Source organism: Ensifer adhaerens, from assembly GCF_002007205.1.
In the GTDB taxonomy this organism is placed as follows: Bacteria; Pseudomonadota; Alphaproteobacteria; order Rhizobiales; family Rhizobiaceae; genus Ensifer; species Ensifer adhaerens_D.
Window position 1 is genome coordinate 328,148 of the sequence record NZ_LAZS01000005.1, and the last position, 24,164, is coordinate 352,311.

General features: G+C 64.0%; 27 protein-coding genes. 13 read left to right on the plus strand and 14 right to left on the minus strand.

Features of this window, described 5'->3' with window-relative positions; genetic code table 11:
* Positions 1-155: 155 nt before the first annotated feature.
* A complete protein-coding gene (locus XB14_RS05300; protein WP_077960620.1) occupies positions 156-812 on the minus strand; it encodes a cysteine hydrolase family protein in 657 nt (218 codons plus the stop codon).
* A gap of 126 nt (positions 813-938) precedes the next feature.
* Between XB14_RS05300 and XB14_RS05305 the strand changes: the two genes are divergently transcribed.
* The gene (locus tag XB14_RS05305; RefSeq protein ID WP_077960621.1) at positions 939-1,784 is read left to right on the plus strand and encodes a LysR family transcriptional regulator; all 846 of its coding nucleotides are present in this window, start codon (positions 939-941) and stop codon (positions 1,782-1,784) included.
* Between the two features lie 637 nt (positions 1,785-2,421).
* Here XB14_RS05305 and ubiA read toward each other — a convergent pair.
* Complete coding sequence (gene ubiA, locus XB14_RS05315; protein ID WP_077960622.1) at positions 2,422-3,336, minus strand: 4-hydroxybenzoate octaprenyltransferase; 915 nt, start codon at positions 3,334-3,336, stop codon at positions 2,422-2,424.
* A gap of 353 nt (positions 3,337-3,689) precedes the next feature.
* Here ubiA and XB14_RS05320 point away from each other — a divergent pair, with 353 nt between their 5' ends.
* Positions 3,690-4,160, plus strand: coding sequence for a hypothetical protein (locus XB14_RS05320; RefSeq protein ID WP_234803966.1), 471 nt, complete (start codon positions 3,690-3,692; stop codon positions 4,158-4,160).
* Positions 4,161-4,230: 70 nt separating this feature from the next.
* Here XB14_RS05320 and XB14_RS05325 read toward each other — a convergent pair whose 3' ends face one another.
* Positions 4,231-4,509: a disulfide bond formation protein B gene (locus XB14_RS05325; protein ID WP_143348235.1), complete on the minus strand. Its 279-nt coding sequence runs from the start codon at positions 4,507-4,509 to the stop codon at positions 4,231-4,233.
* Between the two features lie 62 nt (positions 4,510-4,571).
* On the opposite strand from XB14_RS05325, the gene XB14_RS05330 reads away from it, so the two are divergent.
* The 4 genes from XB14_RS05330 to XB14_RS05345 all read left to right on the plus strand — a co-directional run bounded on the left by XB14_RS05330 (position 4,572) and on the right by XB14_RS05345 (position 7,959).
* Positions 4,572-5,219 carry a TetR/AcrR family transcriptional regulator C-terminal domain-containing protein gene (locus tag XB14_RS05330; protein WP_077960624.1) on the plus strand — a complete coding sequence of 216 codons (648 nt, stop codon included), beginning with the start codon at positions 4,572-4,574 and terminating at the stop codon, positions 5,217-5,219.
* A gap of 54 nt (positions 5,220-5,273) precedes the next feature.
* Positions 5,274-6,293, plus strand: coding sequence for a ketol-acid reductoisomerase (ilvC, locus tag XB14_RS05335; protein ID WP_077960625.1), 1,020 nt, complete (start codon positions 5,274-5,276; stop codon positions 6,291-6,293).
* Between the two features lie 387 nt (positions 6,294-6,680).
* A complete protein-coding gene (locus XB14_RS05340) occupies positions 6,681-7,310 on the plus strand; it encodes a hypothetical protein (RefSeq protein ID WP_077960626.1) in 630 nt (209 codons plus the stop codon).
* Between the two features lie 31 nt (positions 7,311-7,341).
* A complete protein-coding gene (locus tag XB14_RS05345) occupies positions 7,342-7,959 on the plus strand; it encodes a hypothetical protein (protein ID WP_143348236.1) in 618 nt (205 codons plus the stop codon).
* Positions 7,960-8,010: 51 nt separating this feature from the next.
* On the opposite strand, the gene XB14_RS05350 is transcribed toward XB14_RS05345, so the two are convergent.
* The 11 genes from XB14_RS05350 to XB14_RS05395 form a co-directional block, all read right to left on the minus strand.
* Complete coding sequence (locus XB14_RS05350) at positions 8,011-8,925, minus strand: pyridoxal-phosphate dependent enzyme (protein WP_077960628.1); 915 nt, start codon at positions 8,923-8,925, stop codon at positions 8,011-8,013.
* 174 nt (positions 8,926-9,099) lie between these two features.
* Positions 9,100-9,222 carry a hypothetical protein gene (locus XB14_RS33715; protein WP_268802267.1) on the minus strand — a complete coding sequence of 41 codons (123 nt, stop codon included), beginning with the start codon at positions 9,220-9,222 and terminating at the stop codon, positions 9,100-9,102.
* A 312-nt stretch (positions 9,223-9,534) separates the two neighbouring features.
* The gene (locus tag XB14_RS05355) at positions 9,535-9,918 is read right to left on the minus strand and encodes a hypothetical protein (RefSeq protein WP_143348237.1); all 384 of its coding nucleotides are present in this window, start codon (positions 9,916-9,918) and stop codon (positions 9,535-9,537) included.
* A gap of 190 nt (positions 9,919-10,108) precedes the next feature.
* A complete protein-coding gene (locus tag XB14_RS05360) occupies positions 10,109-10,336 on the minus strand; it encodes a hypothetical protein (protein WP_077960630.1) in 228 nt (75 codons plus the stop codon).
* Positions 10,337-10,379: 43 nt separating this feature from the next.
* Positions 10,380-10,616, minus strand: a complete 237-nt coding sequence (gene rpsU, locus XB14_RS05365; protein ID WP_077960631.1) for a 30S ribosomal protein S21 — start codon at positions 10,614-10,616, stop codon at positions 10,380-10,382.
* Positions 10,617-10,663: 47 nt separating this feature from the next.
* A complete protein-coding gene (locus XB14_RS05370) occupies positions 10,664-10,939 on the minus strand; it encodes a hypothetical protein (protein WP_077960632.1) in 276 nt (91 codons plus the stop codon).
* A 128-nt stretch (positions 10,940-11,067) separates the two neighbouring features.
* Entirely contained in the window at positions 11,068-11,277 is a 210-nt protein-coding gene (locus XB14_RS05375) for a cold-shock protein (protein WP_077960633.1), read from the minus strand.
* Between the two features lie 548 nt (positions 11,278-11,825).
* Positions 11,826-12,062 carry a helix-turn-helix domain-containing protein gene (locus tag XB14_RS05380; RefSeq protein WP_077960634.1) on the minus strand — a complete coding sequence of 79 codons (237 nt, stop codon included), beginning with the start codon at positions 12,060-12,062 and terminating at the stop codon, positions 11,826-11,828.
* A 284-nt stretch (positions 12,063-12,346) separates the two neighbouring features.
* Positions 12,347-13,933, minus strand: a complete 1,587-nt coding sequence (locus tag XB14_RS05385) for an acetolactate synthase large subunit (RefSeq protein ID WP_077960635.1) — start codon at positions 13,931-13,933, stop codon at positions 12,347-12,349.
* 123 nt (positions 13,934-14,056) lie between these two features.
* Positions 14,057-14,689, minus strand: a complete 633-nt coding sequence (locus tag XB14_RS05390) for a LysE family translocator (protein WP_077960636.1) — start codon at positions 14,687-14,689, stop codon at positions 14,057-14,059.
* A gap of 138 nt (positions 14,690-14,827) precedes the next feature.
* Positions 14,828-15,451 (minus strand): FMN-binding negative transcriptional regulator, encoded by a 624-nt coding sequence (locus XB14_RS05395; protein WP_077960637.1) that lies wholly within the window; start codon positions 15,449-15,451, stop codon positions 14,828-14,830.
* A 75-nt stretch (positions 15,452-15,526) separates the two neighbouring features.
* Between XB14_RS05395 and XB14_RS05400 the strand changes: the two genes are divergently transcribed.
* The 7 genes from XB14_RS05400 (at position 15,527) to XB14_RS05435 (ending at position 23,726) form a co-directional block, all read left to right on the plus strand.
* Positions 15,527-17,062, plus strand: a complete 1,536-nt coding sequence (locus XB14_RS05400; protein WP_327325614.1) for a PLP-dependent aminotransferase family protein — start codon at positions 15,527-15,529, stop codon at positions 17,060-17,062.
* A gap of 120 nt (positions 17,063-17,182) precedes the next feature.
* The gene (locus XB14_RS05405) at positions 17,183-17,770 is read left to right on the plus strand and encodes a hypothetical protein (RefSeq protein WP_077960638.1); all 588 of its coding nucleotides are present in this window, start codon (positions 17,183-17,185) and stop codon (positions 17,768-17,770) included.
* Positions 17,771-17,833: 63 nt separating this feature from the next.
* Positions 17,834-18,817: a threo-3-hydroxy-L-aspartate ammonia-lyase gene (locus XB14_RS05410; RefSeq protein ID WP_077960639.1), complete on the plus strand. Its 984-nt coding sequence runs from the start codon at positions 17,834-17,836 to the stop codon at positions 18,815-18,817.
* 340 nt (positions 18,818-19,157) lie between these two features.
* Positions 19,158-19,820 (plus strand): peroxiredoxin, encoded by a 663-nt coding sequence (locus tag XB14_RS05415; protein ID WP_179119533.1) that lies wholly within the window; start codon positions 19,158-19,160, stop codon positions 19,818-19,820.
* Between the two features lie 376 nt (positions 19,821-20,196).
* Positions 20,197-21,246: an MBL fold metallo-hydrolase gene (locus XB14_RS05420; protein WP_077960641.1), complete on the plus strand. Its 1,050-nt coding sequence runs from the start codon at positions 20,197-20,199 to the stop codon at positions 21,244-21,246.
* Positions 21,247-21,372: 126 nt separating this feature from the next.
* Positions 21,373-21,588 (plus strand): hypothetical protein, encoded by a 216-nt coding sequence (locus XB14_RS05425; RefSeq protein WP_077960642.1) that lies wholly within the window; start codon positions 21,373-21,375, stop codon positions 21,586-21,588.
* 404 nt (positions 21,589-21,992) lie between these two features.
* A complete protein-coding gene (locus tag XB14_RS05435) occupies positions 21,993-23,726 on the plus strand; it encodes a methyl-accepting chemotaxis protein (protein ID WP_077960644.1) in 1,734 nt (577 codons plus the stop codon).
* Positions 23,727-24,164: the final 438 nt, after the last annotated feature.

Consider the following 24,164-nt stretch of genomic DNA (forward strand, 5'->3'; position numbering starts at 1 on the left):
TGGCAGCGGACCGCAGGATGCGTTGAACGCATGGGTCGAAACGCACGTCCTTAAGGAGCAGTAGAACGGGTCCCCATCGACGGGCTCGGCAAATGGGAGGCGCGCCCGCAAGTCACGGGCGCGCGTCGTTCCTTGTCTTCGGTCGAGACCTCGCGTCAGCTCCGCGCTGCGGTGAGTACGGCGACATCGACGACCGCGCCGTGGTGGTCGGCAAGGCCGGCAAGTTCGGCCTCGTGCAGCGCGCGGGCGGCAATCGTGCCTGATGCTGACGGCAGGTCGCGGGTGGTGCAGGCATCGGCCGCTATCGTGATGCCGTAGCCGAGATCCTTGGCGGCGCGGGCGGTCGACGAGACGCAATTGTGGGTCATGAAGCCGGCGAAGATCACCGGTGTGCCGGCCGGGCCGACGGCTTCGGCAAGGTTGGTGTCCGAGAAGCCATTGGGCCGGGTCTTTTCGACGATCGTTTCGCCCGCAATCGGCGCCAGAGCGTCGACGATCGCGCCGCGATGTGCCGTCCGGTCGAACATGCCGCCGGCGGCCCCCTTGTGGGCGACGTGGATGATCTTCGCGCCGGTTTTGCGGGCCGCGGCCAGCAGTTGCCGCGCCTTTTCGATCGCCGCTTCCGGTTCGGCGAGACGCAAGGGACCAGCCAGATACTCGTTCTGATAATCGATCAGGACCAGCGTCGCTTCGCCAAGCGGCGGCGGGGCGAGCGTAACGCCGGCAAGTGTGAAGAGGGTTGCGGCGGGTGCGGAAGCGGTGCGGACGGGGGTGTCGAGATGGGTTGCGGAAGGCGGGTCGGTGGGGGCCAACCCTCGCCAGGCGGTGGGTTTCTGGTCATTGCCTGGGCTGGCGTCGTCGAAGCGGTCTGTCTATGGGGTTGATCCTATCGACTGCATCGACGCAGAGTGATCCGAGATTTTCGGAGGACAATCTGCATGAATGCAGGATGGGCGGATCTCGAACTGCTGGATCATCTGGTGCGCGGCGCGACGCTCAGCCAGGCGGCGCGCACGCTCGGCGTCGACCAGACGACGGTTTCCCGCCGGCTTGCGGCGCTGGAGCGGCGGGTAGGAGCGGCGCTGTTCGACCGCATCGACGGTCGGCTGACGCCGACGCCGGTGCTCATCCCTGTCGTCGATCGGCTGCGCACGATATCCGAGGAGGCGTCGCTGTCGCTTGCGACGCTGTTGCGAACCACGGCGGAGCTTAAAGGGCAGGTCCGGGTGACCAGCATCGGCTTCGTCCTGAGCGCGATCCTTGCGCCGGCGCTTTCCCGCCTCGAACAGCGGCACCCGGGCCTGACGCTCGATCTCGTCGCCGACAACCAGATGCTCAGCATCGAGCGGCGCGAGGCCGATATCGCCATCCGCATGGCGCGCACCGGCGAGGACAGCGTGCGGGTGAAGAGCCTCGGCACGCTGCGCTTCCGCCTGTTCCGGCCGAAGGGGCAGGGGTTGAGACCTTCCCCCATCGTCCGCTACGGCCCGGCTCTTGCCCATGTGCCGGAGATGCAGGTGCTCGACCGGCTGCGGCCGGATGCGCGCGTGGCGCTGACGGCCGACAAGCTGGAGATCCTGATGGAGGCAGCGCTTGCGCTCGGCGCCGAGCTGATGCTGCCTGACGTCTCGGGCTTGCGCGATCCGCGCTTCGAGGCGGTGGACGAGCCGGAGACGGCAGCCGAGCGCCCGGTCTACCTGATGATGCATCCGGAGCGGGCGCGCGTGCCGAGCGTGGCGGCGGTGGCCGCGTTCATCGAGGAGACGATGCGAGGGTGGAAGTAGCTCGGAGTGTTCGGGAATAGGCGGTGGCGTGCAAGTTTCGCCCCTCAGCCGGGCCTGTTCCCCGCTGGCGGGGAGAGAGGGTGTGGGCGACGGCTGGGCTTCCAGGTGGAGAGTTGCCGGCGGACGCGTCGGTGCCGAACGGAGCCTTCCTCGCGCACCGTTTCTACCTCATCCTCCCGGCTTCTCTGGCGATGACATGGGGGGCGGACCTCAGCACGGTGACCTGGACCGGCTCCCTGGCCCTTGCCCTTGTCGTGGTCTCGGTGGTCGGTGTGCTTGCGCCACTCTACCTCCTGCAAATCGGCATCGGCCGCTGCGATCCCTACACGGTGATGGTGACGATGGCAGCTCTGCCCTGTTCTGACGTTCCTGATCGAAGGCTTCTCGCCGCTCTACAGCCGGTCGTGGCCGACGGCGGCGGGACTGGCAGTCGTGACCGCCTTCCTGCTGATCGACGTGACCGCCAAGCGTTCCTGATCGCAGCGCCACCCGCTTTGCCCAGGCGGATGAGGGCTTCCCTCACCGCGCGGATGAGGGGGATTCCCTCACCGTGCGGATGAGGTCATTGAACCCCAGGCAGCCGAAAGCGCGCTTATCAAAGCGCCGAGGCCAGCAATCCGACAGGCCGCATGTGTGCTCACCAAGTTCCGGCGAGAGCGGCAACGGCGAGAAGCACGCCGGTCAGGATGTTCGCCAGAAACAGGCGATAGCTGATCTCGGGGCGATCGAGGTCGAAGCGCCAGGCTTGCCATGCGAGATGGGCGGCTATCGCCACCATGCCGATGGCATAGAGGTTCGACATCCCGAGCATCCAGCCGCCAACGGACCAGGCGGCCACGGTCAGACCGTAGAACAGGGCGATCAGGGCCTTGCCGTGTGCGCCGAACAGGATTGCGGTCGATTTCAGACCGAGGCGCTGGTCGTCGCGCACATCGACATAGGCATAGGCCGTGTCATAGCCGATCTGCCACGCGACGGCGCCTGCCCACATCAGTACGGCGCCGATGGGAACATGTCCGGCAACCTGCGTCCACGCCATCAGCATGCCCCAGTTGAAGGCAGCGCCCAGAACCGCCTGCGGCCAATGGGTGAAGCGCTTGCAGAAGGGGTAAACGAGGACGAGCGGCACGACGCAGACGGCCAGAAGGCGGGTATCGGGGGTCAGAAAGACAAGGAGCGAAGCGGCCAGCGCAAATTGCACGATCAGGAAGAGTATCGCCCGCGGCAGGCCAATCTCCCCATTGGCGAGGGGACGGAACCGCGTTCGCTCGACATGCCCGTCGAACTTGCGGTCGGCAATGTCGTTGATGGTGGAGCCGGCACTGCGCATGAGCAACGCGCCGAGCGTGAACACCAGAAGATCGCGAAGCCCGGGAAGGCCATGTGCGGCCTGAAAAAGGGCTGCCCAACAGGGAAAGAGCGTCAGCCAGATGCCAACCGGCCGATCCAGCCGCGCAAGACGGGTATAGGGCCGCATCGCCTGCGGCAATCGCCGGTCCACCCAGTCGCCCCTGTGAATGTCTGTCAGATCGGGGCGGCTCGCTGCGGTCATGTGGCGGACAATCCAAAGACGCGGCCAGCTCCTGTCGCTGCCGCAAGACGGCGGCACTATAGGGGCGAGTGCGGCGGCAGGTAAGGCGGAAACTGTCGCACCCGGTCGAAGGGCAAGCCGCCACAATTTGGGCCGCCTGGAGCCTATGGCGCTCGTTCTCCGCAGTCCCGCCGAAATTTCGCCGGTGCAGATGAGCGTTGATAACCACAGGACGGTTCGCTCCTCTACCTTGCCGTGTAGCTTCGCTTTCGGCACTTTCGCGAAGCATTCGCTGTCGGCCGACCGAAACCTACGAGATTATAGAGATGGCTTCGATTTTACGACCAAACGATAGAGCCGCTTCTGCGAGGCTCATGAACCTATCGGCGCTCAAACTGGCTGCGCTGCTTGCCCTGCTTTCGCTCGTTGTCTGCCTTCGCCCGGCGGGGGCGATGCAGCCATGCCCTCCAAACGGTCAACTGCTTTCGAACGCCAAGATTGTGGTCGAGGCGCGTGTTAGGTCGTTTTCAATCGGAGACTCGGGCTTTTTGGTGGAGGAGGGCGTTCCGACGAGGATGGTGCGCGCGGAATTGGAGATTAAGAGGGTCATCAAAGGCAAGTTTCCGAAAAAGGAGGCAATCCTTTATGGCGGCGTGTTTCCCCCCGGGCCGATCAGGGAACTGGTTCTCATGGCGGCCACATTCGGATTGGGCGAGGAAGACACCTTCGAGGTGGAGCTATCGCGCCAGGAACTGGGGCCGGGAGTGGAATACTTTTCGTTAGGCAGTTGTATTTATACGAAATTTCCAGAATTGGTGACCGAACTTACTCGTACCGAACCGTGAGGGTTCGTTTTCGATGACCGCAGGTGGCGCAGAGTTGCCAGAGCGCGCGGGAGGATGAGTTGCAGGACCGTCATCCCCAGGCGACGTAAACAAACCGGGCGAGAACAAGTGCGCCGCCTGCGCCGACAATCCCCCAGAACCACGCAGCGATCGCGTCTCTTTCGCGCCGGAAACGCTTTACCGGGTTGATGCAGGCGGCGATGAAGAAAACCACGACAACAAGAATGTATGCCTTTTGATGCGGCGGCACCGTCGACCTCTCTCCAGTCTGCTTCTTCAGCTTATGGCGCTCGTCTTTCTCCGCCACCGCCGAAATTTTGCCGCTTCTTGAGAATCGTCTTGACGCCAAGGGGACGCTTCACTAGAAGAATGCGAACCGTACCGTACGGTACTGATCGGGAGCGAGGCAACGTGCAGATGGCTGTGGCGATGAGGGAGGCGAATGCCGGGGAGGGGCTGACGGAACGTCAGGGCGCCGTTCTCGAGCAGGCATTGCGGCTTCTCGTCGACGGCGGCGAAAAGGCGCTGACGACCGCCGGCATCGCGCGCGCGGCCAATTGCTCCAAGGAAAGCCTCTACAAGTGGTTCGGCGATCGCGACGGCCTGATTTCGGCGATGATCGGCTTCCAGGCGAGCAAGGTGCGCACGCAGGACGTCGCCGCCCGGGCGCTCGATGCCGAGAGCCTGAAGCGCCATCTGATCGTGTTTGCCAAGGATCTGCTCGAGGTTCTCGCCGGTGACGTCTCGCTGGCGCTCAATCGTCTGGCGATCGGCCAGGCGAGCCGCGACGGCTCCAAGCTCGGCCACATGCTGCAGGAGCGCGGGCGCCGGCAGATCGGCCGCCGGGCCGCGGCGCTGCTGGAAGCCGGCCGCAAGGCGGGACTGTTGACGTTCGACGATGCCGACGAGGCCTATGGTGCGCTCTACGGGCTCATCGTCTCCGACTGGCATCTGAAGATGCTGCTCGGCGAAGAGGCCGGCGAGATGAAAAAGGGTTTTGGCCGCAAGGCGGAGCAGGCGGTCTCAGCCTTCCTTTCGCTTTACGGCACGAAAAGGTAACGGCGGGGGAAACCCCGCTTAAACGACTGACAAACAACGGGAAGGACCACAACAATGCGCGTCTATTACGATCGTGATGCCGATATCAACCTGATCAAGTCGAAGAAGGTCGCCATCGTCGGCTACGGCAGCCAGGGCCGCGCCCATGCGCTGAACCTCAAGGATTCCGGCGCCAAGGAAATCCGCATCGCGCTGAAGCCGGGTTCGGCAACGGCTGCCAAGGTCGAGGCCGACGGTCTCCAGGTTCTTTCGGTTGCCGAAGCTGCCAAGTGGGCCGACCTCATCATGATGGCGACCCCGGACGAACTGCAGGCCGAAATCTACAAGGCCGACATCGCCGGCAACATCCGTGACGGCGCTGCGATCGCCTTTGCCCACGGCCTCAACGTTCACTTCGGCCTCATCGAGCCGAAGGCTTCGCTCGACGTCGTCATGATCGCGCCGAAGGGCCCGGGCCACACGGTTCGCGGCGAATACCAGAAGGGCGGCGGCGTTCCCTGCCTCGTTGCCGTTCACCAGGACGCCTCGGGCAACGCTCTTGACCTCGCGCTCTCCTACGCCTGCGGCGTTGGCGGCGGCCGTTCGGGCATCATCGAAACCAACTTCAAGGAAGAGTGCGAAACCGACCTCTTCGGCGAACAGGTCGTTCTGTGCGGCGGTCTCGTCGAGCTCATCCGCGCCGGCTTCGAAACGCTGGTCGAAGGCGGCTACGCTCCGGAAATGGCCTATTTCGAGTGCCTGCACGAAGTGAAGCTGATCGTCGACCTGATCTATGAAGGCGGCATCGCCAACATGAACTACTCGATCTCCAACACCGCCGAGTGGGGCGAATACGTCACCGGTCCGCGCATCATCACCGAAGAAACCAAGGCCGAGATGAAGCGCGTCCTCAAGGACATCCAGACCGGCAAGTTCACCTCGGAATGGATGCAGGAATACAAGTCGGGTGCGGCCCGCTTCAAGGGCATCCGCCGCGTCAACGACGCCCACCAGATCGAAGAAGTCGGTGCGAAGCTGCGCGGCATGATGCCCTGGATCGGCAAGAACAAGCTGGTCGACAAGGCGAAGAACTAAGCCTTACTGCATAATTCCTTAATCGGAATCGATTTGAGGATAAAATTATGCAGCAAGTCCAACGCGTTACAGCGTCCTTTGCGCGTCATTTCCGACGCGCGGCGCTGTCGCGAATGGTTGAATGAAGAAAGCCGGGGCGCACGCTCCGGCTTTTTTCGTTTGGCGGAGCAAGGGCCCCTCGCAGTTGATCGCCTGCTGGGAGCTGCCGACCATGACGATCCTCGGCCCATCGACCCTACGTCTGTTCATGTGCAAGGCGCGCGCACATGGCGCCGGTTCGTCCTGCGGCGGCGTGCAAATCGGCATAGATCAATTAGGAATGGTGAATATTCGTGAGTGCTGATATGTTGGCGGAGTGATCTTGGTACATCCTTGGGGGCAGGGCAGATGGCACGCGTACCGATCAGGGAATACGCGGCAAATCGCAGTGAGGGCGAGGTCAGGGCGCTTATTTCCAAGTACAAACTGGACGTCCAGCCGAGCACGGCGGGCGAAACGGTTGCGGCCGATACGCTTGATCAATTGTTCACCGTAGAAGGCGAGTTGAGGCAACTTGGCACGCTGCGTTCGGAGCTGAGCGCGACCCGTGCCGAGCTGAACGAGGTCAAGCCATCCATGTGGCATGTGAAGGCGGCGACCATGACAGCCGCCATATCCGCGCTTGCCGCCTGCGTCGCGACTGGATTGACTGTGTGGTCGGCGAGAGTTGCGAGCGATCAACTGTCCAGCTCGATAGCCGCCACCGATGCGAAGAACCGGTATGAGGTTCAGATTCTGGTGGCAAACAAGCTTACAGAAACCGCGTCGGCGCCCGCAGACGAGGTGACAAACAGATTGTTTGATTTCAACAGTGCGTTCGTGATCGCCAACGACCTGCATGAGGACGGTGGTTTTGTGAGGGGATGGCAAGAGTTCATCGACAGATATTGCGGACCGTTGAAGGACAAGAATTTTTATAAAGCCGACGACGACCCGCTCGCGGACACACGAAGCATTTGTGAGAGAAACACCCAATAATCGCGCCCAGCTTCTTAAGGGGAGGGGAATCATGAGCAGCCTTAGCTCCGGAAGAGCGTGGTCGCTGTGCTGCGTCACGTTTTTGTTCTGTATGACCTTTTCCTCGTTGCCGGATCCTCGTTTTGCCTTCGCGCAGGAGGCCACCAAGGAGGAGACGGCAAAGGACCAGTTCGACACCATCGGGTCCAAACGCGAAAAATTCCAAGTGGAACGGGGAAAGGTCGACGAAGGAAACGAGATCGGGAAAGCGTCAGGCGGTCTTGCTGAAGGCAATTGTGAGGTCGGCAAAGCCCTGGTGGCGATCGTCCAGGGCGGAAATGAAGAGCTGCTTCGCGCGATGAAATCAGCGGCTTCCAGCTACAAAACCGCCATCGACGCGCTCACATTGCTGACGACAAACAAGCGCTTTTCGAAGAAGATCAGTGAAAAAAACCTCAAGTGGCTGATCCAAACGCAGTTGTTTACTGATCCGCGCACGCAGAACGATCTTCTCGAGCAGCTGCTGGCGCTCACAATAGAGGCGAAGAAGGCAGCGGACCGCATCGCGGCCGGCCAGGGAACCGACGCTGACCTGTCGTCCCTGATCGATGCCTCATCCAGGATCCCCCGCATGCTGATGGCATTTATCGACGTTGTCGTTACGTCTTGAGATTGCCGCCAACGACCTGGTCGACGGCCTCCGCGATGGCGGCCAAAATGTTCAAAACTCCTGCCAGGCCTGCAGCCGTTCGGCCGTCGTCGTCGCGCCGCCGCAGACGATCATCAGGACGCGCTCGAAGCGCGCCAGCCGGTCGGCGTGGGCATAGGCGACCGCAAGCGCAGCCCCGCATGCGGGTTCGACCAGCACGCGGTGGTCGTCGAGAAAGCGGATGCAGGCCTGGGCGGCATCCGCGTCGCTGACGACGATGCTTTCGACCGGGCGCGTCTGGCTGAGCTCGAAGGCGTGCGTGCTCACCTGCCTTGCGCCGAGCGAGGTGGCGATGCCGCTGACGGCGGGAAGCGCCACCAGTTGCCGCGCATCGACGGAAGCGGCGAGCGATGCGGTTCCTTCCGTCTCGACGGCAAGGATCGGCACGTCGCCAAGGCCGTTGCGTTTCAGCCCTTCGGCAACGCCGGCAAAGAGGCCGCCGCCGCCGACCGACAGCACCACTGCATCGAAGGCGAGGCCTGCGTTCGCAACCTCGTCGATCATGGTCGCGTGACCTGTCCACAGCAGCGGGTCGTCGAAGGGGTGGATGAAGGCGGATTCGGCATCGAGCGAGGCGAGCGCCTGAGCGTTGGCCTCATCCCAGGCCGCACCGTGCACGATGACCTCTGCCCCTTCCTGGCGGATGAGGGTCTTTGCCCTTTCCGTCGTCGTTTCCGGAACGTAGACCGAAACCGGGATCGAGAGCTTTCGCCCGGCATAGGCGACGGCCATGCCGGCATTGCCGCCGGAGGAGGAGACGAAGCGCCGCTTGCAGGCGCGCGCATGGTGTTCGCAGGCCGCGCCCACGCCGCGGATCTTGAACGACCCGGGCGGCTGCAGCGCCTCCATCTTCAGCCAGACGGGGAGCCCCGCGGCAAGGCCAAGCGGAAGGGATTGAATGAGCGGCGTTTCGAGATGAAGTGGCATGGGATGTTCCGTTGCGTGCGCGATGCCGATGGATGCCCGGCTGATGTGACCGAGCCTCAGGGCGAATCGTGAGGCAATTTGCCCCCGATCGCCACCTCGGCGCAACTCGGGAGAAGCGTCTCGCCGCGTTGGCCAGGTGTCATGTCACGGAACAGGATGGATTTGCGGCGGCCGTCACCACAGGAGGCCGCTCAGCGTCATGAGCGCGACGAAGAGCAGGGAGAGGACGAGCGACGCCTTGATCGCTGCCAGGGTATAGTCGTATCGGCGAAGTCTGCGTGTGACCGTGTGGAACATGGGTTCCTCCAATCGTCAAAGAGTTGCGGTTCACTGCCGTTCGTTCAAACGGGTGCGGTGCGGGTAAATCGGCAGCGGCGAGGGTAGCAGCCCGGCCAACGACGTTGCCTTGGGCCCAGAAGGGCGGCTCGTCTTCGCGCGATCTCGCGCATGCACTGCTGTCGATAATGGAGGAAATTGGCGGGTCGAGAGCCCCACACACCGCGATAAGCCAAGTCGGCCAATGTCGATCGTCAAACCATGCGCCTCAAAAGCATCCAGCACAAGGGAAGATCCCTTCGCGGTAACCTTCGACGTTCCCGTATGCAGGCCTCATCCGGATTTCACGCCCCTTGCGGCAAGCGGTGCCGGGCTCTGCGGCGGCATTGCCTCCGGCCAGGGGAGGCGTCGGGCGCCGGTGTAGCGGGTAACGACGCTGTGCCGTTGCGGCGCGCCGCCATCGTTCTCCCACTGTTCGAGATTTGCGGTTTCGATCTGCCGCGGCGTACGCAGCCCAGCCCGGCTCTGCAATTCGCAAAGCAGGGCGTCGGCCGTGGTAACGCCCGCCTGGAACCTCTTGACCAGAAAGACGGCGGCAAGACGAAGACTGTCCTGATCGTCGCGATCGACGCGCTGATGAAAGCCCGCGCGTCGCAACACGCCGTCGAGCATTGCAAGGTCCGAGGGAGCCAATGGATGCCGCTCTGCTGATGACATGAGGCTCCTCCTGTTGACGGAGATGTCGTTTGCGCCGCGCATTCGTTCGAACGCGCAAGGAGCGCTTCGGAAATTCTACTCCTGAAGCGTCTTGCCGTCTCCCTCCGCCAAGCCGCTTGGAGCGGGGGATGGCCTCAATCTTGCGCGACGCGTCTTACCGGCGTCGCGGCGTGCGCGTCCAGCGTCGGCCTCAGTCACGGCCGGCGCGCGATTTCCGGGTCGGCTTGCTTGCGGGCGTCTCCGCCGCCGGTTCGGCGGCGGCGCGTTCCAGGCGTTGCGCCTTGAGCTTTTCGGTCTTCTTGTCGCGGGCGATTTTCTCGGCGGCAACGATCGCTCGTGCCGTGTGATCGGTTGCGGCCGCCTTGTCGCTCGCGGAGGTCTTGGCCGGTTTGAATGCGGCGTTGGCGTTTGGCGTCATGACCTGTCTCCTAAGATGGACCGATGCTTGCCGCCCCTAAGGCTTAGCGCGGCCGCGCTGCCTTCTTGGGGGCCGGCAGCAGGCCTTCGCGCTGAAGCTTCTTGCGCGTCAGCTTGCGTTGGCGCCGGACCGCTTCGGCCTTTTCGCGCACGCGCTTTTCCGAGGGCTTCTCGTAGCTGCTGCGTGCCTTGAACTCACGAAACAGGCCCTCGCGTTGCATCTTCTTCTTCAAGACGCGCAAAGCCTGATCGATATTGTTGTCTCTAACCAGTACCTGCAAAACATGTTCTCCTGTTGTCGGTCGCAGCACGCGTCTGGCGCTTGCCGCTATCTGCCGGGTTTGGTGCTCAATTTCTTGAGCCAGGGGCCGGTGATCGTCGCCTGAGAGGCGCCCTGTGTGGTGGTCTCGGCGTGTTCAATGTCGGTCGCAAGGACCGAGCGCTCGAATGTCTCGCCGTCGACCCGTACGCGGTAACGAGGCTCGCCGCGATCTTCTGTGGGCAAAAGGCCGACGATGGTGCCGAAGGGGCTGTTCAGGGCCGACTGCGCGGCGCTTGCCCTCAGCTTGACCCTGTCGCCGATCTCGCAGGCCGTGCGGCTCATGACACACTCCTATGTCGAGACGTGAAGGGTCCAGAGACGCAAAAAGGCCGGGTTATTCCCCCGACCTCTTCCCGTCATTCAAGCCTCCCCTGCCAGTACATCCGTGGTCAGAGAAGGCGAATGACAAATTATTCGGCTCTGAGATTGTCAGCCGAGCTCTTGCCCGTCTTGCGGTCGCTGACAACGTCGAAGGTCACTTTCTGACCATCGGCGAGCGAGCGCAGGCCAGCGCGTTCTACGGCGGAGATATGAACAAACACATCGGTGCTGCCGTCATCCGGTTGAATAAAGCCGAAGCCCTTGGTGCTGTTGAACCACTTTACAGTGCCCGAAGCCATGACGATTTCCTTTCAATCGTGGAGTTTGCCGGAAAATATTTCTCCGGCGGTGATCGATATTTGAGAGGAGATCTGGCCGCGCAAAAGCGCTGCGTCAAAGGTCACAAGCAATATTCGATGAGTTGATATATAGACGATACTTTTTGAAACTCAATGAAAATATCCAATTATCTATTTTCCCGTCCTTGTATAAGCCTTGTCAAAGGCCTGAAAATGCGGGTTTTTCGTGCCACTATTTTTCTTTCTATTGAACCCTCGGTCCCGGCCGATGGAGACTGAATATGGCGCATGGGTCAGCCGACAGCGCGACCGCTTTGGCGGCCGTGCATCGCGTGATTGCTGTCGGGAGAAGTCTGGCTTGGCTTTCCGCATCGGGCCCTGCAGCGCCGGGCGTCTGATCAGACGGGCAAAGGTCGCTGTGGAACTCTGAAATCCTGCATGTCTTTGTCCTTTAATCGGCTACGGGCAAAGGAAACACGCCGGACAGCGGTAGCAGGGGAGGTCAGGCGGCGGCACGCTTCATCTTGTCGCGCACCGCCTCCGCTTTTTCAGGTGAAGGTCTGCGGCGAGACCTGCAGTGCGGCGGCGATGCGCTGCAGCTTGGCGGGATCGGTATCGGCGCCGAGCTCGATCTTGGATATTTCAATTTCCGTCAGGCCAGTCGTGACCGACAGATCGTCAACCGAATAGCCGGCAGTTTCACGCGAACGCTTGATTGCGGCTCCGACTTTGACGCGGGACAGAGATGCGCCGGGAGCCTTGGTTAGGTCTTTCTTAAAGGACATGAAATGTCTCCTTCGTTGGTCCACCGGCAAAGAACGCTGCCGGTTGAAGGGGGCCCAAAACTGAAATGCGACTCAGGGCAGGTGAGTGCGAACCTAGGGCGTCGCTAATATAAGCGAGAAGTCCGCGGGCGCAAGTTTGCGGCCGAATTTTTATAAAATTCTTATTTATATCAAGTGCTTACCCTGTGATTTACGGATTCTGGACCGTCCGTTTCCTGGCAATTGGAGGCTTACTGCTGGCTCGCGCATCGCTGACTGATCCGGCGCGAAAACGACGCAGAAATTCACGCCAGGCGGGCCTCGATCAGGAACGGTCCGCGCCGCGAAAGTGCTGCGGAAAAGAGCGCGGCGAACGCCTCGCAGGAGGTGGCGACTGCGGCTTCGACGCCAAAGCCGCGGGCGAGCGAAACCCAGTCGAGGGTCGGGTTGTCGAGGTTCAGCATCTGCCGCGCGTTGGCGCCGATCTCCTCGACGCCGACATTGCGCATCTCCGCATGCAGGATGGCATAGGTGCGGTTGGAGAAGATGACGGTGACGACATCGAGATTTTCGCGCGCCTGGGTCCACAACCCTTGAATGTTGTACATGGCGCAGCCGTCGGCCTCGAGGCAGATCACCTTGCGGTCGGGGCAGGCGATCGCAACCCCTATTGCGAGCGGAATGCCTTCGCCGATGGCGCCGCCGGTCTGCATGATGAAGTCGTGCGGCGCCGAGAAGGCCGAAAGCGCGAAGAAGCGGCGGGCCGAGGTGGCCGCCTCGTCGCAGACGATCGCATCCTCCGGGACCTTATGGGCGACGATGACGGCGATCGCGTCTTCCGTCAGCGTGCCCGAGGGCTCGCCTTCGTCGGTGGCGATGCCGGCTGCGGGAAGCGGATGGGTCGGGCTGATGCCGAGTTCGTCGCGCAGCGCTTCGAGCGATGCCCTGAGGTCTTCACCGTGGCTGGCGAGCGTGACCACCGTGCAGCCTTCCGGCACCAGGCGCCCGGGCTTTCCCGGATAGGCGAAGAAGGCCACCGGTTCCGGTGCGCCGACGAGGATCAGAACCTTGACGTCGCGGAGCGTTTCGAGCGCCATGTCGATCGGATAGGGAATGCGCCGCGGCGCCACCCGCCCTCGGCCGCGCTGGGTGTGGGCGACAAGCACCTCGTTGAAAAGCTCGACGTTGCAGGCCGAAGCGATCCGACCGGCAATGGCGAGGCTCTCGGCCTGGGCCGCAGTCCCGCTGAGAACCATGGCGACACCTGCAGGATTCGCACGGATGAGGCGGGCCACCTCGCGCACGGTCTCAGGGCTTGCGGGCAGGGGCGCTTCGACGAGGGCCTTCTGCGGCGGCGCGTCGAGTGAAACGGCGCCCCAGGACGCGTCCGCCGGCAGGATCATGGTGGCGACGCCCGGGGGCGTCAGCGAGGCGCAATAGGCGGCGGCCGCCGTCGGACCGACCTCGGCGGCGCCCTTCACGCGTCCGACCCAGTTCGACATCGGGCCTGCCAGTCCCTCGATATCGCTGGTGAGCGGCGCATCGAGTGCCAGGTGATGGGAGGCGTGGTCGCCGACGATATTGAGGACAGGCGTGCGCGCCCTGCGCGCATTGTGCAGGTTAGCAAGCCCGTTTGCGAGGCCGGGGCCGGTGTGCAGCAGGGTGGCGGCGGGACGGCCGGTCATGCGCGCATAGCCGTCGGCAGCACCGGTGACGACACCTTCGGCGAGGCCGAGGATACAGCGCATCTCAGGCTTGCGGTCGAGGGCGGCGACAAAGTGCATTTCCGATGTGCCGGGATTGGCGAAGCAGACGTCGACCCCATTTACAAGCAGCGTGTCGACAAGCACGTCCGCGCCCGTGGTCAGAATTCGTTGGCCGCCTTCTCCCATGCGCGTATCCCCCGATGGCCCTTCGGGCATGATAGCTGCAACTTCTGCCGCTGCAACGGGGGCATGGCCAAGCGTCCAGTGCCGCCCCGTCGGCGAGGCACGCGCCGCTTCAGCGCCGCGGCATCAGGTGCGCTGCAGGGCGAGATGGGCGCCAAGCCCGATCAGCACCGTGCCGCCGGCGCGCTGCATCAGGCGCTGCGCCCTGCCGGAGCGGCGCATCCTGTTAACGACGGCGCCGGCGAGGAACACGCAGACGATGTCGGCCGAGGAGAACATCAGGTTGGCGAAGGCGCCGAGCAGCAGGAACTGCACCCAGATCGGGAAGGCGGCAGACGCATCGGTGAACTGCGGCAGGAAAGCGACGAAGAAGATCGCGGTCTTCGGGTTCAATACCTCGACAGTGATGCTCTCGAAGAAGGCGCGGCGCGCCGATTTCGCCTCGACCAGGGGCTGGCCGCCATCGCCGCTCGCCTTGGCGCGCATCAGCGTGAAGCCGAGCCAGACGAGGTAGCCGGCCCCTGCAAGCTTCACCGCCAGATAGAGCGTCGGCACCGCATGAAACAGGATCGAAAGGCCGGCAGCCGCGGCAATGACGTGCACGTAACAGCCGAGATGGATGCCGAGCGAGGCCATCAGTCCGGCAACGCGGCCGCGCGCCATGGTCTGCGCGGCGGCATAAAGCATGGCCGGGCCCGGGATATAGGCGAAGATCGCTGTCGTGACGAAGAAGGTGAGGAGAATGTCGAGCGATGGCATGCGGTTATACCTCGTCTGCTGCTGTGCGGCCTCTTGCGGAGCCCTTTGTAAGGGCTTGCGCGGGAAAGTTGAAGAAAAATCGCAACGCCGCCAGCCGTCAGGCGGACGGCAGGGGCACGGCGGGACGTTCGTCGGGCGTCAGGCCGGTATCTCCTCGGCGACGCGACGATCCTCCGGGCGGGCGCTGGTCGCGAGCCCGGCCGAGACGCCGGCGCGGTCCTCGGTGCTACGGTTCTGGCTGAGCTTGCGCTTGCCGTCGAGGCGGTCGATCGGCAGGCGGATGCCGATGATGCCGCGAAGCTGCGCCTTGACGAAAGCGGCCGGCGCATCGCTCACCTGCCAGGGCTCAGTGCGCGCCGCCTCGTGGCGATTGGTCAGCCGCGTGACGACCTCGAGCAGTCGCTCCTCGTCGGTGAAGAACTCGGCCGCGCCATAGGCGTGCACGGCGACATAGTTCCAGGTCGGCACGACCTTTCCGTGCTCGCGCTTGGAGGCGTACCAGGACGGCGTGACATAGGCGTCCGCTCCCATGAAGGTTGCGAGTGCGGCGCCGATTGCCGGTGTCGTGCCTTGCGGATTGGCGCGGGCGAGGTGGCCGTAGAGCGTGCCATGAGAGCCTTCGTCGCGATCGAGCAGCAGCGGCAGCGGGGTGGCGAGCAGGCCATCGGCGGTGGTGGTGACGAAGGTCGAGAGCGATGCGGCCTCGATGATCGCGTGCAGCACGCTCAGCGTTTCTTCCTTGAAGGCGGGCGGTGTGTACATGATTTCGCTCCTTGTGCCTGTCCCGTCATAAAGGCAAACTGGACGGACAAGAATATCCAGTTTCCGCATAAATTCGTGGGCCAGTTTGTGACGATGAAGGACGAGGCGACGGTCGGGACCACCCGCCGGATCTATGCGGCGCTGAAGGCGCAGATCCTCGACGGCACCTATGGCGCGGAGGCGCTGCTGCCATCGACGCGGGCGCTCGCCGCCGAGCTTGGCGTTTCGCGCACGACCGTGACGGCCGCCTATGAGCAGCTTCTGTCCGAGGGGTATCTGGAAAGCCGGCAGGGCGCGCGGTCGCGGGTGGCGCGGCTTGCGGATCGGCAGGGCAGCGCTTCGTCGGCCGCCTCCGGGCGTCCGGCAAGCCAGGGGCATCGGGAGGAAGGGAGGGCCGCGGACGTGCGCCTGTCGCGCCTTGGCGCTGCCCTTCGCGACGGGCCTGTCTGGGTGCCGCCCACCTCTGCCGCTGTCATTGCCGATTTTCGCTACGGCGATCTGTCGGCCACGGATTTTCCCGAGCAAGCGTGGCGGCAGGCGGTCAACACCGCGCTCCGCCGCCGAAGGCCGCGGCTTGCCTATGAGCATCCCGCCGGCTGCTCCAGCCTGCGCGCGGCCTTGCAGGCCTATCTCTGGCGGGCGCGGGGGCTCCGCTGCGAACCGGACCAGATTGTCGTCGTCAACGGCTCGCAGCAGGGGCTGGATCTGGCGGCGCGCGTGCTTGTCGATCCCGGCGACCGCGTGGCGATGGAGGATCCGGGCTATGTCATGGCGCGCCGGGTTTTCGCCGCTGCCGGCGCCGAGGTGGTCCCCGTTGCCGTCGACGCGGAGGGGCTGAGGACCGATGTTCTCGAAAGGGTGGAGGACGCCCGGCTCGCCTATGTCACGCCGTCGCATCAATTTCCGCTCGGCAGCGTGCTTGCGGCGCGGCGGCGGCAGGAGCTTCTTGCCTGGTCCCGGCGGACCGGCGCCTATGTGCTCGAAGACGATTACGACGGCGAGTATCGCTACGACATCCGGCCGATCCCGCCGCTCCAGACCATGGCGCAAGCGGAAAACGTGCTTTATCTCGGTACGATCTCCAAGAGCCTGTCGCCGATGCTCCGGCTCGGCTATCTCGTCGTGCCGCCGCCGCTTTTTCCGGCCTTCGCCGCCGCCAAGCAACTGATCGACCGCCATTCACCCGTTCTCGAACAGGAGGCGCTGGCGGTGATGATCGCAGGCGGGGCCTATGAGCGGCACATCCGCAAAAGTCGTCGCAACAACGGCCGCCGGCGCGAGGCACTGCTGACGGCGCTCAAGGCCGAACTCGGCGACGCGGTGACCATATCCGGCGCCGATGCCGGCCTGCATGTGGTCGTCTGGTTCGAACGGCTGCAGAAGACCGAGGAAAGCGCCCTGATCGCAAGGGCAAGGGCGGTTGGCATCGGGCTTTATCCGGTCTCGCCGCTCTATGCCGAAACCGACGCCGGCCACCGGCCGGATCGGGCCGGTATCGTCATGGGCTACGCGAGCCTCGATGAGGCGGAGATTTTGAGGGGCGTGGCAGCGCTTGCAGAAGTGCTGCGGAGCTGGGGCGACCGCGCCGACGATCGGGTGACGCGGGTATAGGCCGCTTCACCGGAGCCCGTGGCGGTTCGGCTTCCACCTCCGCGCGTTACCGTTACCCGCTTGCACGCTGGCTACGTCCATTCATAGTGCGCCCATTCCGCGTTGGCCCGGGCGACCGTCATGAGATCTCTTCGCATCCATCCCCACCTGCACGACGTTTTCGGTGAAGAGCAGCCGCTCGTCTATCTCGCGGCCATTCTCCTGTTCGGTGTCGGCGTTGCCGCCGTGTTCGCCATGTCGGCGGGGCCGTTGCTTGCCGAGCTTGCCTGGTGGCGGGCGGCGCTGGCGCTTGTCCTCGTGCTCGACATCGCCGCCGGCTGCGTCGCCAATTTTACGCCGTCGACCAATGATTTCTACGCCGCCCGGCCGCGCAACCGCCGGGTCTTCATCGCCATCCATTTTCACATCGTTCTCGTCGCGCTGCTTGTCGGCACCGGGATCGCCGCCGCGGTCGCCGTCTGGGCCTATACGATCGTCGCGGCCGCGGTCGTCAACGGACTGGCAGGGCGAAGCGCGCAGACCTTCGCCGGCGGGCTGCTGCTTGCCATAGGCCTGACCGGCCTGCCGCTTCTGCCCGGTCTGACGCCGGCGATGGTGGCGGTGTCCGGGCTCTTCATGCTCAAGGTGCTCTTCAGCTTCGCCGTCGACCACTATCGGGCTGGCGGGTCCAAGAATGGGCACGCGTCCAAAAATGGGGGACGCGGCTGACCTCCTTGCCTTGCATGGCGGTCTTTACTAGCCTCCGAAAGGGCAGGCTCAGGGAGAGACTCGATGGAAGTTTCAGCGGCAGACGAGGCATTGCGCATTCCGACATTCGACGACGTGCAACTGGCCCGAAACCGCATCGCCGGGGTCGCGCATCGGACGCCGGTCCTGACTTCGCGCACGGCCGATGCCGCCACCGGCGCGCGGCTGTTCTTCAAGGCGGAAAACTTCCAGCGCGGCGGCGCCTTCAAGTTCCGCGGCGCCTATAACGCCGTCGCCGCCCTGAAGGAAAAGGGATCACGGCAGGGCGTCGTCGCTTTTTCCTCCGGCAACCATGCCCAGGCGATCGCCTATGCTGCGCGCCTGCAGGGTGTTGCCGCGACGATCGTGATGCCGAGCGACGCGCCCGAGATGAAGGTGGCGGCAACGCGCGGTTATGGCGCCGACGTCGTGTTCTACGACCGCTACAAGGAGGATCGCTCGGCGATCAGCGCGAAGCTGGCGGCCGAGCGCGGCGCCGTCCTGATCCCGCCCTTCGACCATGCGGATGTGATCGCGGGCCAGGGGACGGCGGTTCTCGAACTGATCGAGGAAGTGGGCGAACTCGACCTGATCGTTACGCCGCTCGGCGGCGGCGGGCTGCTTGCCGGCACGGCGCTCAGCGCCAGGGAACGATCGCCCGGCGCGACCGTCGTCGGCGTCGAGCCGGAGGCCGGCAATGACGGCCAGCAGTCGCTGCGCCAGGGCAGGATCGTCGAGATCGCCATTCCGAAGTCGATTGCCGACGGCGCGCTGACCCCCAGTATCGGCGCCCACAATTTTCCGATCATCCAGCGCACGGTCGCCGAAATCGTCACGGTCAGCGACGCACAGCTGGTCGAGACCATGCGGTTCTTCGGCGAGCGCATGAAGATCGTCGTGGAGCCGACCGGCTGCCTCGCCGCTGCCGCCGTGCTCGAAGGGGTGCTTGCCTGCGCCGGCAAGCGCGTCGGCATCGTCTTGAGCGGCGGCAATGTCGATCTGGCGACCTACGGGGCGCTGCTGCGCTAGAGACCCCCGAGTTGAGGCGTCCGCCAGCCAACCCTGCGGTGTCCGGCGCGAGCCGTCGCCGTTCGCCGTCTTTCCGGTTGCCTTAAACGGCAAAAGTGGCAAACTGTGCGTCGCGCCAATTGCGACGGGCATCCGGACGGGCTTGCAACGGTTACTGTAACAATTTGATTTTCCAAGGTATATTTCCTGCTTCCATCCTCTGGGCGGAGCGTGGGACATGGACGAAACCAGAGACTTACAGCGGCCTTTTCAACGCCCCGGCGGACACGCCGCGTTGCCAAAAATCTAAGCGCTGCCACCGCGCCGGATGGGTGTGGTGCATACACAACTGGAGGGTATCGTGACGCTTGCAATCAATGACCTCGCACCGGACTTCGAGGTCGGGACGACCGACGGAACGATCCGGTTTCACGACTGGATCGGCGACTCATGGGCGGTGCTGTTTTCGCACCCGAAGGATTTTACGCCCGTCTGCACCACCGAACTCGGCTACATGGCGCGCATCAAGCCGGAATTCGACCGGCGCGGCGTCAAGATCATCGGTCTCTCCGTCGATCCGCTCGACCGCCATGCCGGCTGGGCGGCCGATATCGAAGAGACGCAGGGCCATGCGCCGAACTTCCCGATGATCGCCGACGTCGACTACACCGTCTCGAAGCTCTACGGCATGCTGCCGGCGCCGGTTTCCGGCGATCCGACCCAGCGCACGCCCGCCGACAACCAGACGGTGCGCAACGTCTTCGTCGTCGGCCCGGACAAGAAGATCAAGCTGATCCTCATCTATCCGATGACGACCGGCCGCAACTTCGACGAGGTGCTGCGCGTCATCGACTCGCTGCAACTGACGGCCAAGCACAAGGTGGCGACGCCGGTGAACTGGCAGCAGGGCGAAGACGTGATCATCGCCGGCTCCGTCACGGACGAGGATGCCCGCAAGGTCTATCCGGAGGGCTGGCGCGCGCCGAAGCCCTATATCCGCATCGTGCCGCAGCCGAAGGGCTGAGGCATCGCATTGGCAAAGCGGCATCGGCGCGGCGAGGGCAGTGGTCCCTCATCCGCGCGGTGAGGGCGGGAGCCCCTCATCCGCCTGCCGGCACCTTCTCCCCGCAGGCGGGGAGAAGGGAGCACGTGGCGCCCGCTCGGCACTTTGCCTTCTCCGATGTTTGGAGGCTGCAGCTTGGGCGGTCGCAATGCAAAAACTGGTTCTCTCCTTAGCAGGAGAGGGAAGCTCGAGAGCGCGGCAGCGTCCCTTCGCCCCGCGAGCGGGGAGAAGGTGCCGGCAGGCGGATGAGGGGCACCGCGCGGATGAGGGGCGAGGCCCACCGTTTGCCATGGCCTCTCGATTGGACGCCGCGTTATCCTTTGCAAGGGAGCCGCCGATGATCTTCCGTCAACTGTTCGACAGCGTGTCCGGCACCTACACCTACCTGATCGCCAGCCGCCAGGGCGGCGAGGCGCTGATCATCGATCCGGTGCTGGAAAAGGTCGAGCGCTACCTGCAGCTCGTGCGCGAACTCGATCTTCGCTTGGTCAAGGCGGTCGATACGCATCTGCATGCCGATCACATCACCGGCCTCGGGGCGCTGCGCGACCAGACCCATTGCATCACCGTGATGGGCGAACAGACGGCGGCCGATGTCGTTTCCATGCGGGTGGCGGAGGGCGACCGGGTGGCGATCGAGGGCCTGAGCCTCGATGTGCTCTATACGCCCGGCCATACGGACGATTCCTATTCGTTCCTGATGGCCGGCGACCTCGGCCGGCGGGTCTTTACCGGCGACACGCTGCTCATCCGCGGCACCGGCCGCACCGATTTCCAGAACGGCGACCCGCGCCAGCAGTATGACTCGATCTTCAACAAGCTCTTGAAGCTGCCGGACGAGACGTTCGTCTATCCGGCGCATGACTACAAGGGCGACACCGTCTCGACCATCGGCGAGGAGAAGCGCTTCAATCCGCGTCTCAGGGTCAAATCCGTCGACGAATATGTCGACCTGATGAACAACCTCAACCTGCCGAACCCGAAGATGATGGATGTGGCGGTGCCGGCAAACATTCATGTCGGCCTGCACCAGGACGAGATCGCCCGGCGCGGCTGGGCGCTCTCGGCGACGGAAGCGCTGGCGCTCTGCGGCCATGCCAGGATCGCGCTGGTCGATCTGCGCGAAAAGGCCGAGCGGGAGAAACACGGGCTCATTCCCGGCTCGCTGCATGCGCCCTATCCGGAGCTTCAGAGCAATATCTCCGCCGGCGGCATGCTGCACGAGCTGGCGGAAGCGACGGGAAAACGCATCGTCTTCTACTGCGCCTATGGTGAGCGTTCGGCGATGGCGGTGGAGGCCGCGCAGGCCGCCGGGATCGCCAGCGCCTGCCATATCGAGGGCGGCTTTGCCGCCTGGAAAATGGCGGACGGGCCGGTCGCGCATTGATGCGGGCGCGTTGATGCCGACGCATTGACGTCCGGCCCGGGCGCGCCATCTCATATCGGAGCGTTCCGGCTCATGGGTCATGCGCCAAGGGGCACGGGACAGAAGTCATGGGGGCAGAAGTCAGTCATGCATAAGTTCTCCGTCAGCGTAGCCAAGGAATTCGAGGCCGATAGCGCCGAGGAGGCCGCACTCCTGATGTACCAGTTCCTGACCCGCGAGGCGGCGCCGCTCGATTACGCCGTCACCGACGATGCGAAGAACGCGACCCGCCTGACGCTCGACCGGGGGAAGGCCGACGAATTCGCCAGCGTCGACCATACGGCAGATCCGGGCAACTGGTAGCGCCCGCTGGCAGCGATGGCTGTTGGCAACTGTCACGAGTTCAACTTTTCAGGGAAGAAATCCTCGATCCTTCGCGTCCGGATTCAAGGCGAAGGGCGCGTTTGCGCTTCGGGCGGAGACGTGCAGGCGGTCTATAAGCCCTGGTACCTGAACTTCCTGCTGCACTGGACATTTGCGCTCGAACTTTTGATCTGGCTCGTGGCGGGCTATCTGGGGCGGGCTATCTGGGGCTAAGGGATTTCAGGACGCCGGGCGCAATCGGGCAGGGGCTGCCTGAGCGCAAAAGCCCAACAATCATAGGGGTTCGACCGCCTTCGAAAACGATCGCTTAAGGAATTTATCATACGAATAGCTACAATTCGCATGTATCCCTTTTCGATTTGTTAGCTATAGGTCCCGCTCCCATGACTGGCCTGCCGTCTCTTTTTGCCTCCGATGCCAAAGCCATGCTCGATGCGATCAACCGGTCGCAGGCGATTATCGAGTTCGATCTTTCCGGCACGATCCTGACAGCCAACGAGAATTTCTGCCGTGCGATGGGCTACGAACTCAGCGAGATCGTCGGCCGCCATCACCGCATGTTCGTGCAGCCGGGGGAGGCGGAATCGAGCGCCTATGCCGATTTCTGGGCGCGCCTTGCCCGCGGCGAATATGACAGCCAGCAGTACCGCCGCATCGGCAAGGGTGGGCGCGAGATCTGGATCGAGGCCTCCTACAATCCGGTGTTCCGCGGCCGCAAGCCCTACAAGGTGGTGAAGTTCGCAACCGACATCACCGCGACGAAGGCAAAGAGCACCGACGACCAGGGCAAGATCGATGCGCTGTCGCGTGCCCAGGCGATCATCGAATTTACGCCTTCGGGCGAGATCATCACCGCCAACGAGAACTTCCTTTCGGCGATGGGCTATGCGCTCAACGAGATCGTCGGGCGGCATCATTCCATCTTCTGCGAGCCGGATCACGTCCGCTCGCCCGACTATGCCGCCTTCTGGCGTGATCTTTCGGCCGGACGCTTCGTTACCGACCAGTTCAAGCGCATCGGCAAGGGCGGCAAGCCGGTCTTCATCCAGGCCTCCTACAATCCGATCCTCGACGATGCCGGCCGGGTGTCGAAGGTGGTGAAATTCGCGGTCGACGTTTCCGATCGCGTATCTGCGGTCACGGAGATCGGCGCCGGGCTCGGCCGCCTTGCCGAGTGCAATATCCGCATGACGCTGGACGAACCGTTCGTTGGCGAACTCGAAACGCTTCGGCGCGACTTCAACACCTCGATCGGCATGTTCCAGGAAACGCTGTCGGCCGTGCTCAGCCAGACCCGTGACCTGAACGCCAACAGCCACGAGATGAAGGATGCGGCCGAGCATCTCGCCGATCGCACGCGCCAGCAGGCGGTGGCGCTGGAGGAGACCTCGGCGGCGCTGGAAGAGGTCACGGTCACGGTGCGCACCTCGACGGAAAATACCCAGCAGACCCGTTCGCTCGTGCAGAACGCGCGGCAGTCGGCGCACAGCTCTTCCGGTGTCGTGCGCGATGCCGTGACGGCGATGCAGCGCATCAAGGCTGCGTCCGAGGAGATCAGCCAGATCATCGGCGTGATCGACGAGATCGCCTTCCAGACCAACCTGCTTGCGCTCAACGCCGGCGTCGAGGCGGCACGCGCGGGCGAGGCCGGCAAGGGCTTTGCCGTCGTCGCCTCGGAGGTGCGCGAGCTTGCCCAGCGCTCGGCCAAGGCCGCCAAGGAGATCAAGGCGCTGATCCACAACTCCGTGGCCGAGGTCGCCGAAGGCGTGCGGCTCGTGGGCGATACCGGCAGCGCCTTGAAGGAGATCGAGAACTACGTCGAAGCGATCGACACGCGGATCGAGGCGATTGCGACGGCCGCGACCGAGCAGACGGCCGGCCTTGGCGAAATCAACGCCGCGGTCAATGACATCGACGCCATGACGCAGAAGAATGCCAGCATGGTGGAGCGCACCGCCGATGTCAGCGTCCGGCTCGCCGAGGGGGCGCAGCGGCTGACGGAACTCGTCAACCGCTTTCAGCTCAACCGCCGCACTGAACGGCGCGAGCCGGGCACGGCGGCGGCAAGAGGCGGCATCGGCGACCGCCGCCGCGCCAGCGACGCACAGGCCGCCTGAGGCGACAGACAAGGCGGGACGTGCGGGGCGCGCGATCGTGCCCTCCACCGGCGGAAGGCGGGCCGGGGGTGCGGCCCGCCTCATCTTTTTCAAGGCGACCTTCGTGCGCGCGAGCGCCGCACGTCGCAAGGAATTCCGACCGCATCATCCCTACGGTTTCGCGTGGCATGGCCGCGTGACCGACGACCGACGGGCGCGTCCGTGCAACGTGTGGTATCGCTGATACGTTGACGAAGCCCACGGTTCTATGCATCCTGCCGGCCAACACACGAAGATGCCGGATACGGCACGGGGAAGAGCAGGGCCCGTTGGCCCAAGGCATTGATAAGCTTCGCATTCGCAAACGGCGCCCACGCGTCTCGCCAGGTCGCCATGGCTTTCTGAAGAGCTGCACGGTCTCGCGATCAAGGGAAACCTGCAGAGTTGCGGCGCGCTTGG

Bases quoted from the DNA above. Each gene is read 5' to 3' on its own strand.
- XB14_RS05305 (WP_077960621.1), top strand. From the start codon at position 939: ATGAATGCAGGATGGGCGGATCTCGAACTGCTGGATCATCTGGTGCGC.
- ubiA (WP_077960622.1), bottom strand. From the start codon at position 3,336: ATGACCGCAGCGAGCCGCCCCGATCTGACAGACATTCACAGGGGCGAC.
- XB14_RS05320 (WP_234803966.1), top strand. From the start codon at position 3,690: ATGAACCTATCGGCGCTCAAACTGGCTGCGCTGCTTGCCCTGCTTTCG.
- ilvC (WP_077960625.1), top strand. From the start codon at position 5,274: ATGCGCGTCTATTACGATCGTGATGCCGATATCAACCTGATCAAGTCG.
- XB14_RS05340 (WP_077960626.1), top strand. From the start codon at position 6,681: ATGGCACGCGTACCGATCAGGGAATACGCGGCAAATCGCAGTGAGGGC.
- XB14_RS05345 (WP_143348236.1), top strand. From the start codon at position 7,342: ATGAGCAGCCTTAGCTCCGGAAGAGCGTGGTCGCTGTGCTGCGTCACG.
- XB14_RS05350 (WP_077960628.1), bottom strand. From the start codon at position 8,925: ATGCCACTTCATCTCGAAACGCCGCTCATTCAATCCCTTCCGCTTGGC.
- XB14_RS33715 (WP_268802267.1), bottom strand. From the start codon at position 9,222: ATGTTCCACACGGTCACACGCAGACTTCGCCGATACGACTATACCCTG.
- XB14_RS05355 (WP_143348237.1), bottom strand. From the start codon at position 9,918: ATGTCATCAGCAGAGCGGCATCCATTGGCTCCCTCGGACCTTGCAATG.
- XB14_RS05360 (WP_077960630.1), bottom strand. From the start codon at position 10,336: ATGACGCCAAACGCCAACGCCGCATTCAAACCGGCCAAGACCTCCGCG.
- XB14_RS05370 (WP_077960632.1), bottom strand. From the start codon at position 10,939: ATGAGCCGCACGGCCTGCGAGATCGGCGACAGGGTCAAGCTGAGGGCA.
- XB14_RS05375 (WP_077960633.1), bottom strand. From the start codon at position 11,277: ATGGCTTCGGGCACTGTAAAGTGGTTCAACAGCACCAAGGGCTTCGGC.
- XB14_RS05380 (WP_077960634.1), bottom strand. From the start codon at position 12,062: ATGTCCTTTAAGAAAGACCTAACCAAGGCTCCCGGCGCATCTCTGTCC.
- XB14_RS05385 (WP_077960635.1), bottom strand. From the start codon at position 13,933: ATGGGAGAAGGCGGCCAACGAATTCTGACCACGGGCGCGGACGTGCTT.
- XB14_RS05390 (WP_077960636.1), bottom strand. From the start codon at position 14,689: ATGCCATCGCTCGACATTCTCCTCACCTTCTTCGTCACGACAGCGATC.
- XB14_RS05395 (WP_077960637.1), bottom strand. From the start codon at position 15,451: ATGTACACACCGCCCGCCTTCAAGGAAGAAACGCTGAGCGTGCTGCAC.
- XB14_RS05405 (WP_077960638.1), top strand. From the start codon at position 17,183: ATGAGATCTCTTCGCATCCATCCCCACCTGCACGACGTTTTCGGTGAA.
- XB14_RS05410 (WP_077960639.1), top strand. From the start codon at position 17,834: ATGGAAGTTTCAGCGGCAGACGAGGCATTGCGCATTCCGACATTCGAC.
- XB14_RS05420 (WP_077960641.1), top strand. From the start codon at position 20,197: ATGATCTTCCGTCAACTGTTCGACAGCGTGTCCGGCACCTACACCTAC.
- XB14_RS05425 (WP_077960642.1), top strand. From the start codon at position 21,373: ATGCATAAGTTCTCCGTCAGCGTAGCCAAGGAATTCGAGGCCGATAGC.
- XB14_RS05435 (WP_077960644.1), top strand. From the start codon at position 21,993: ATGACTGGCCTGCCGTCTCTTTTTGCCTCCGATGCCAAAGCCATGCTC.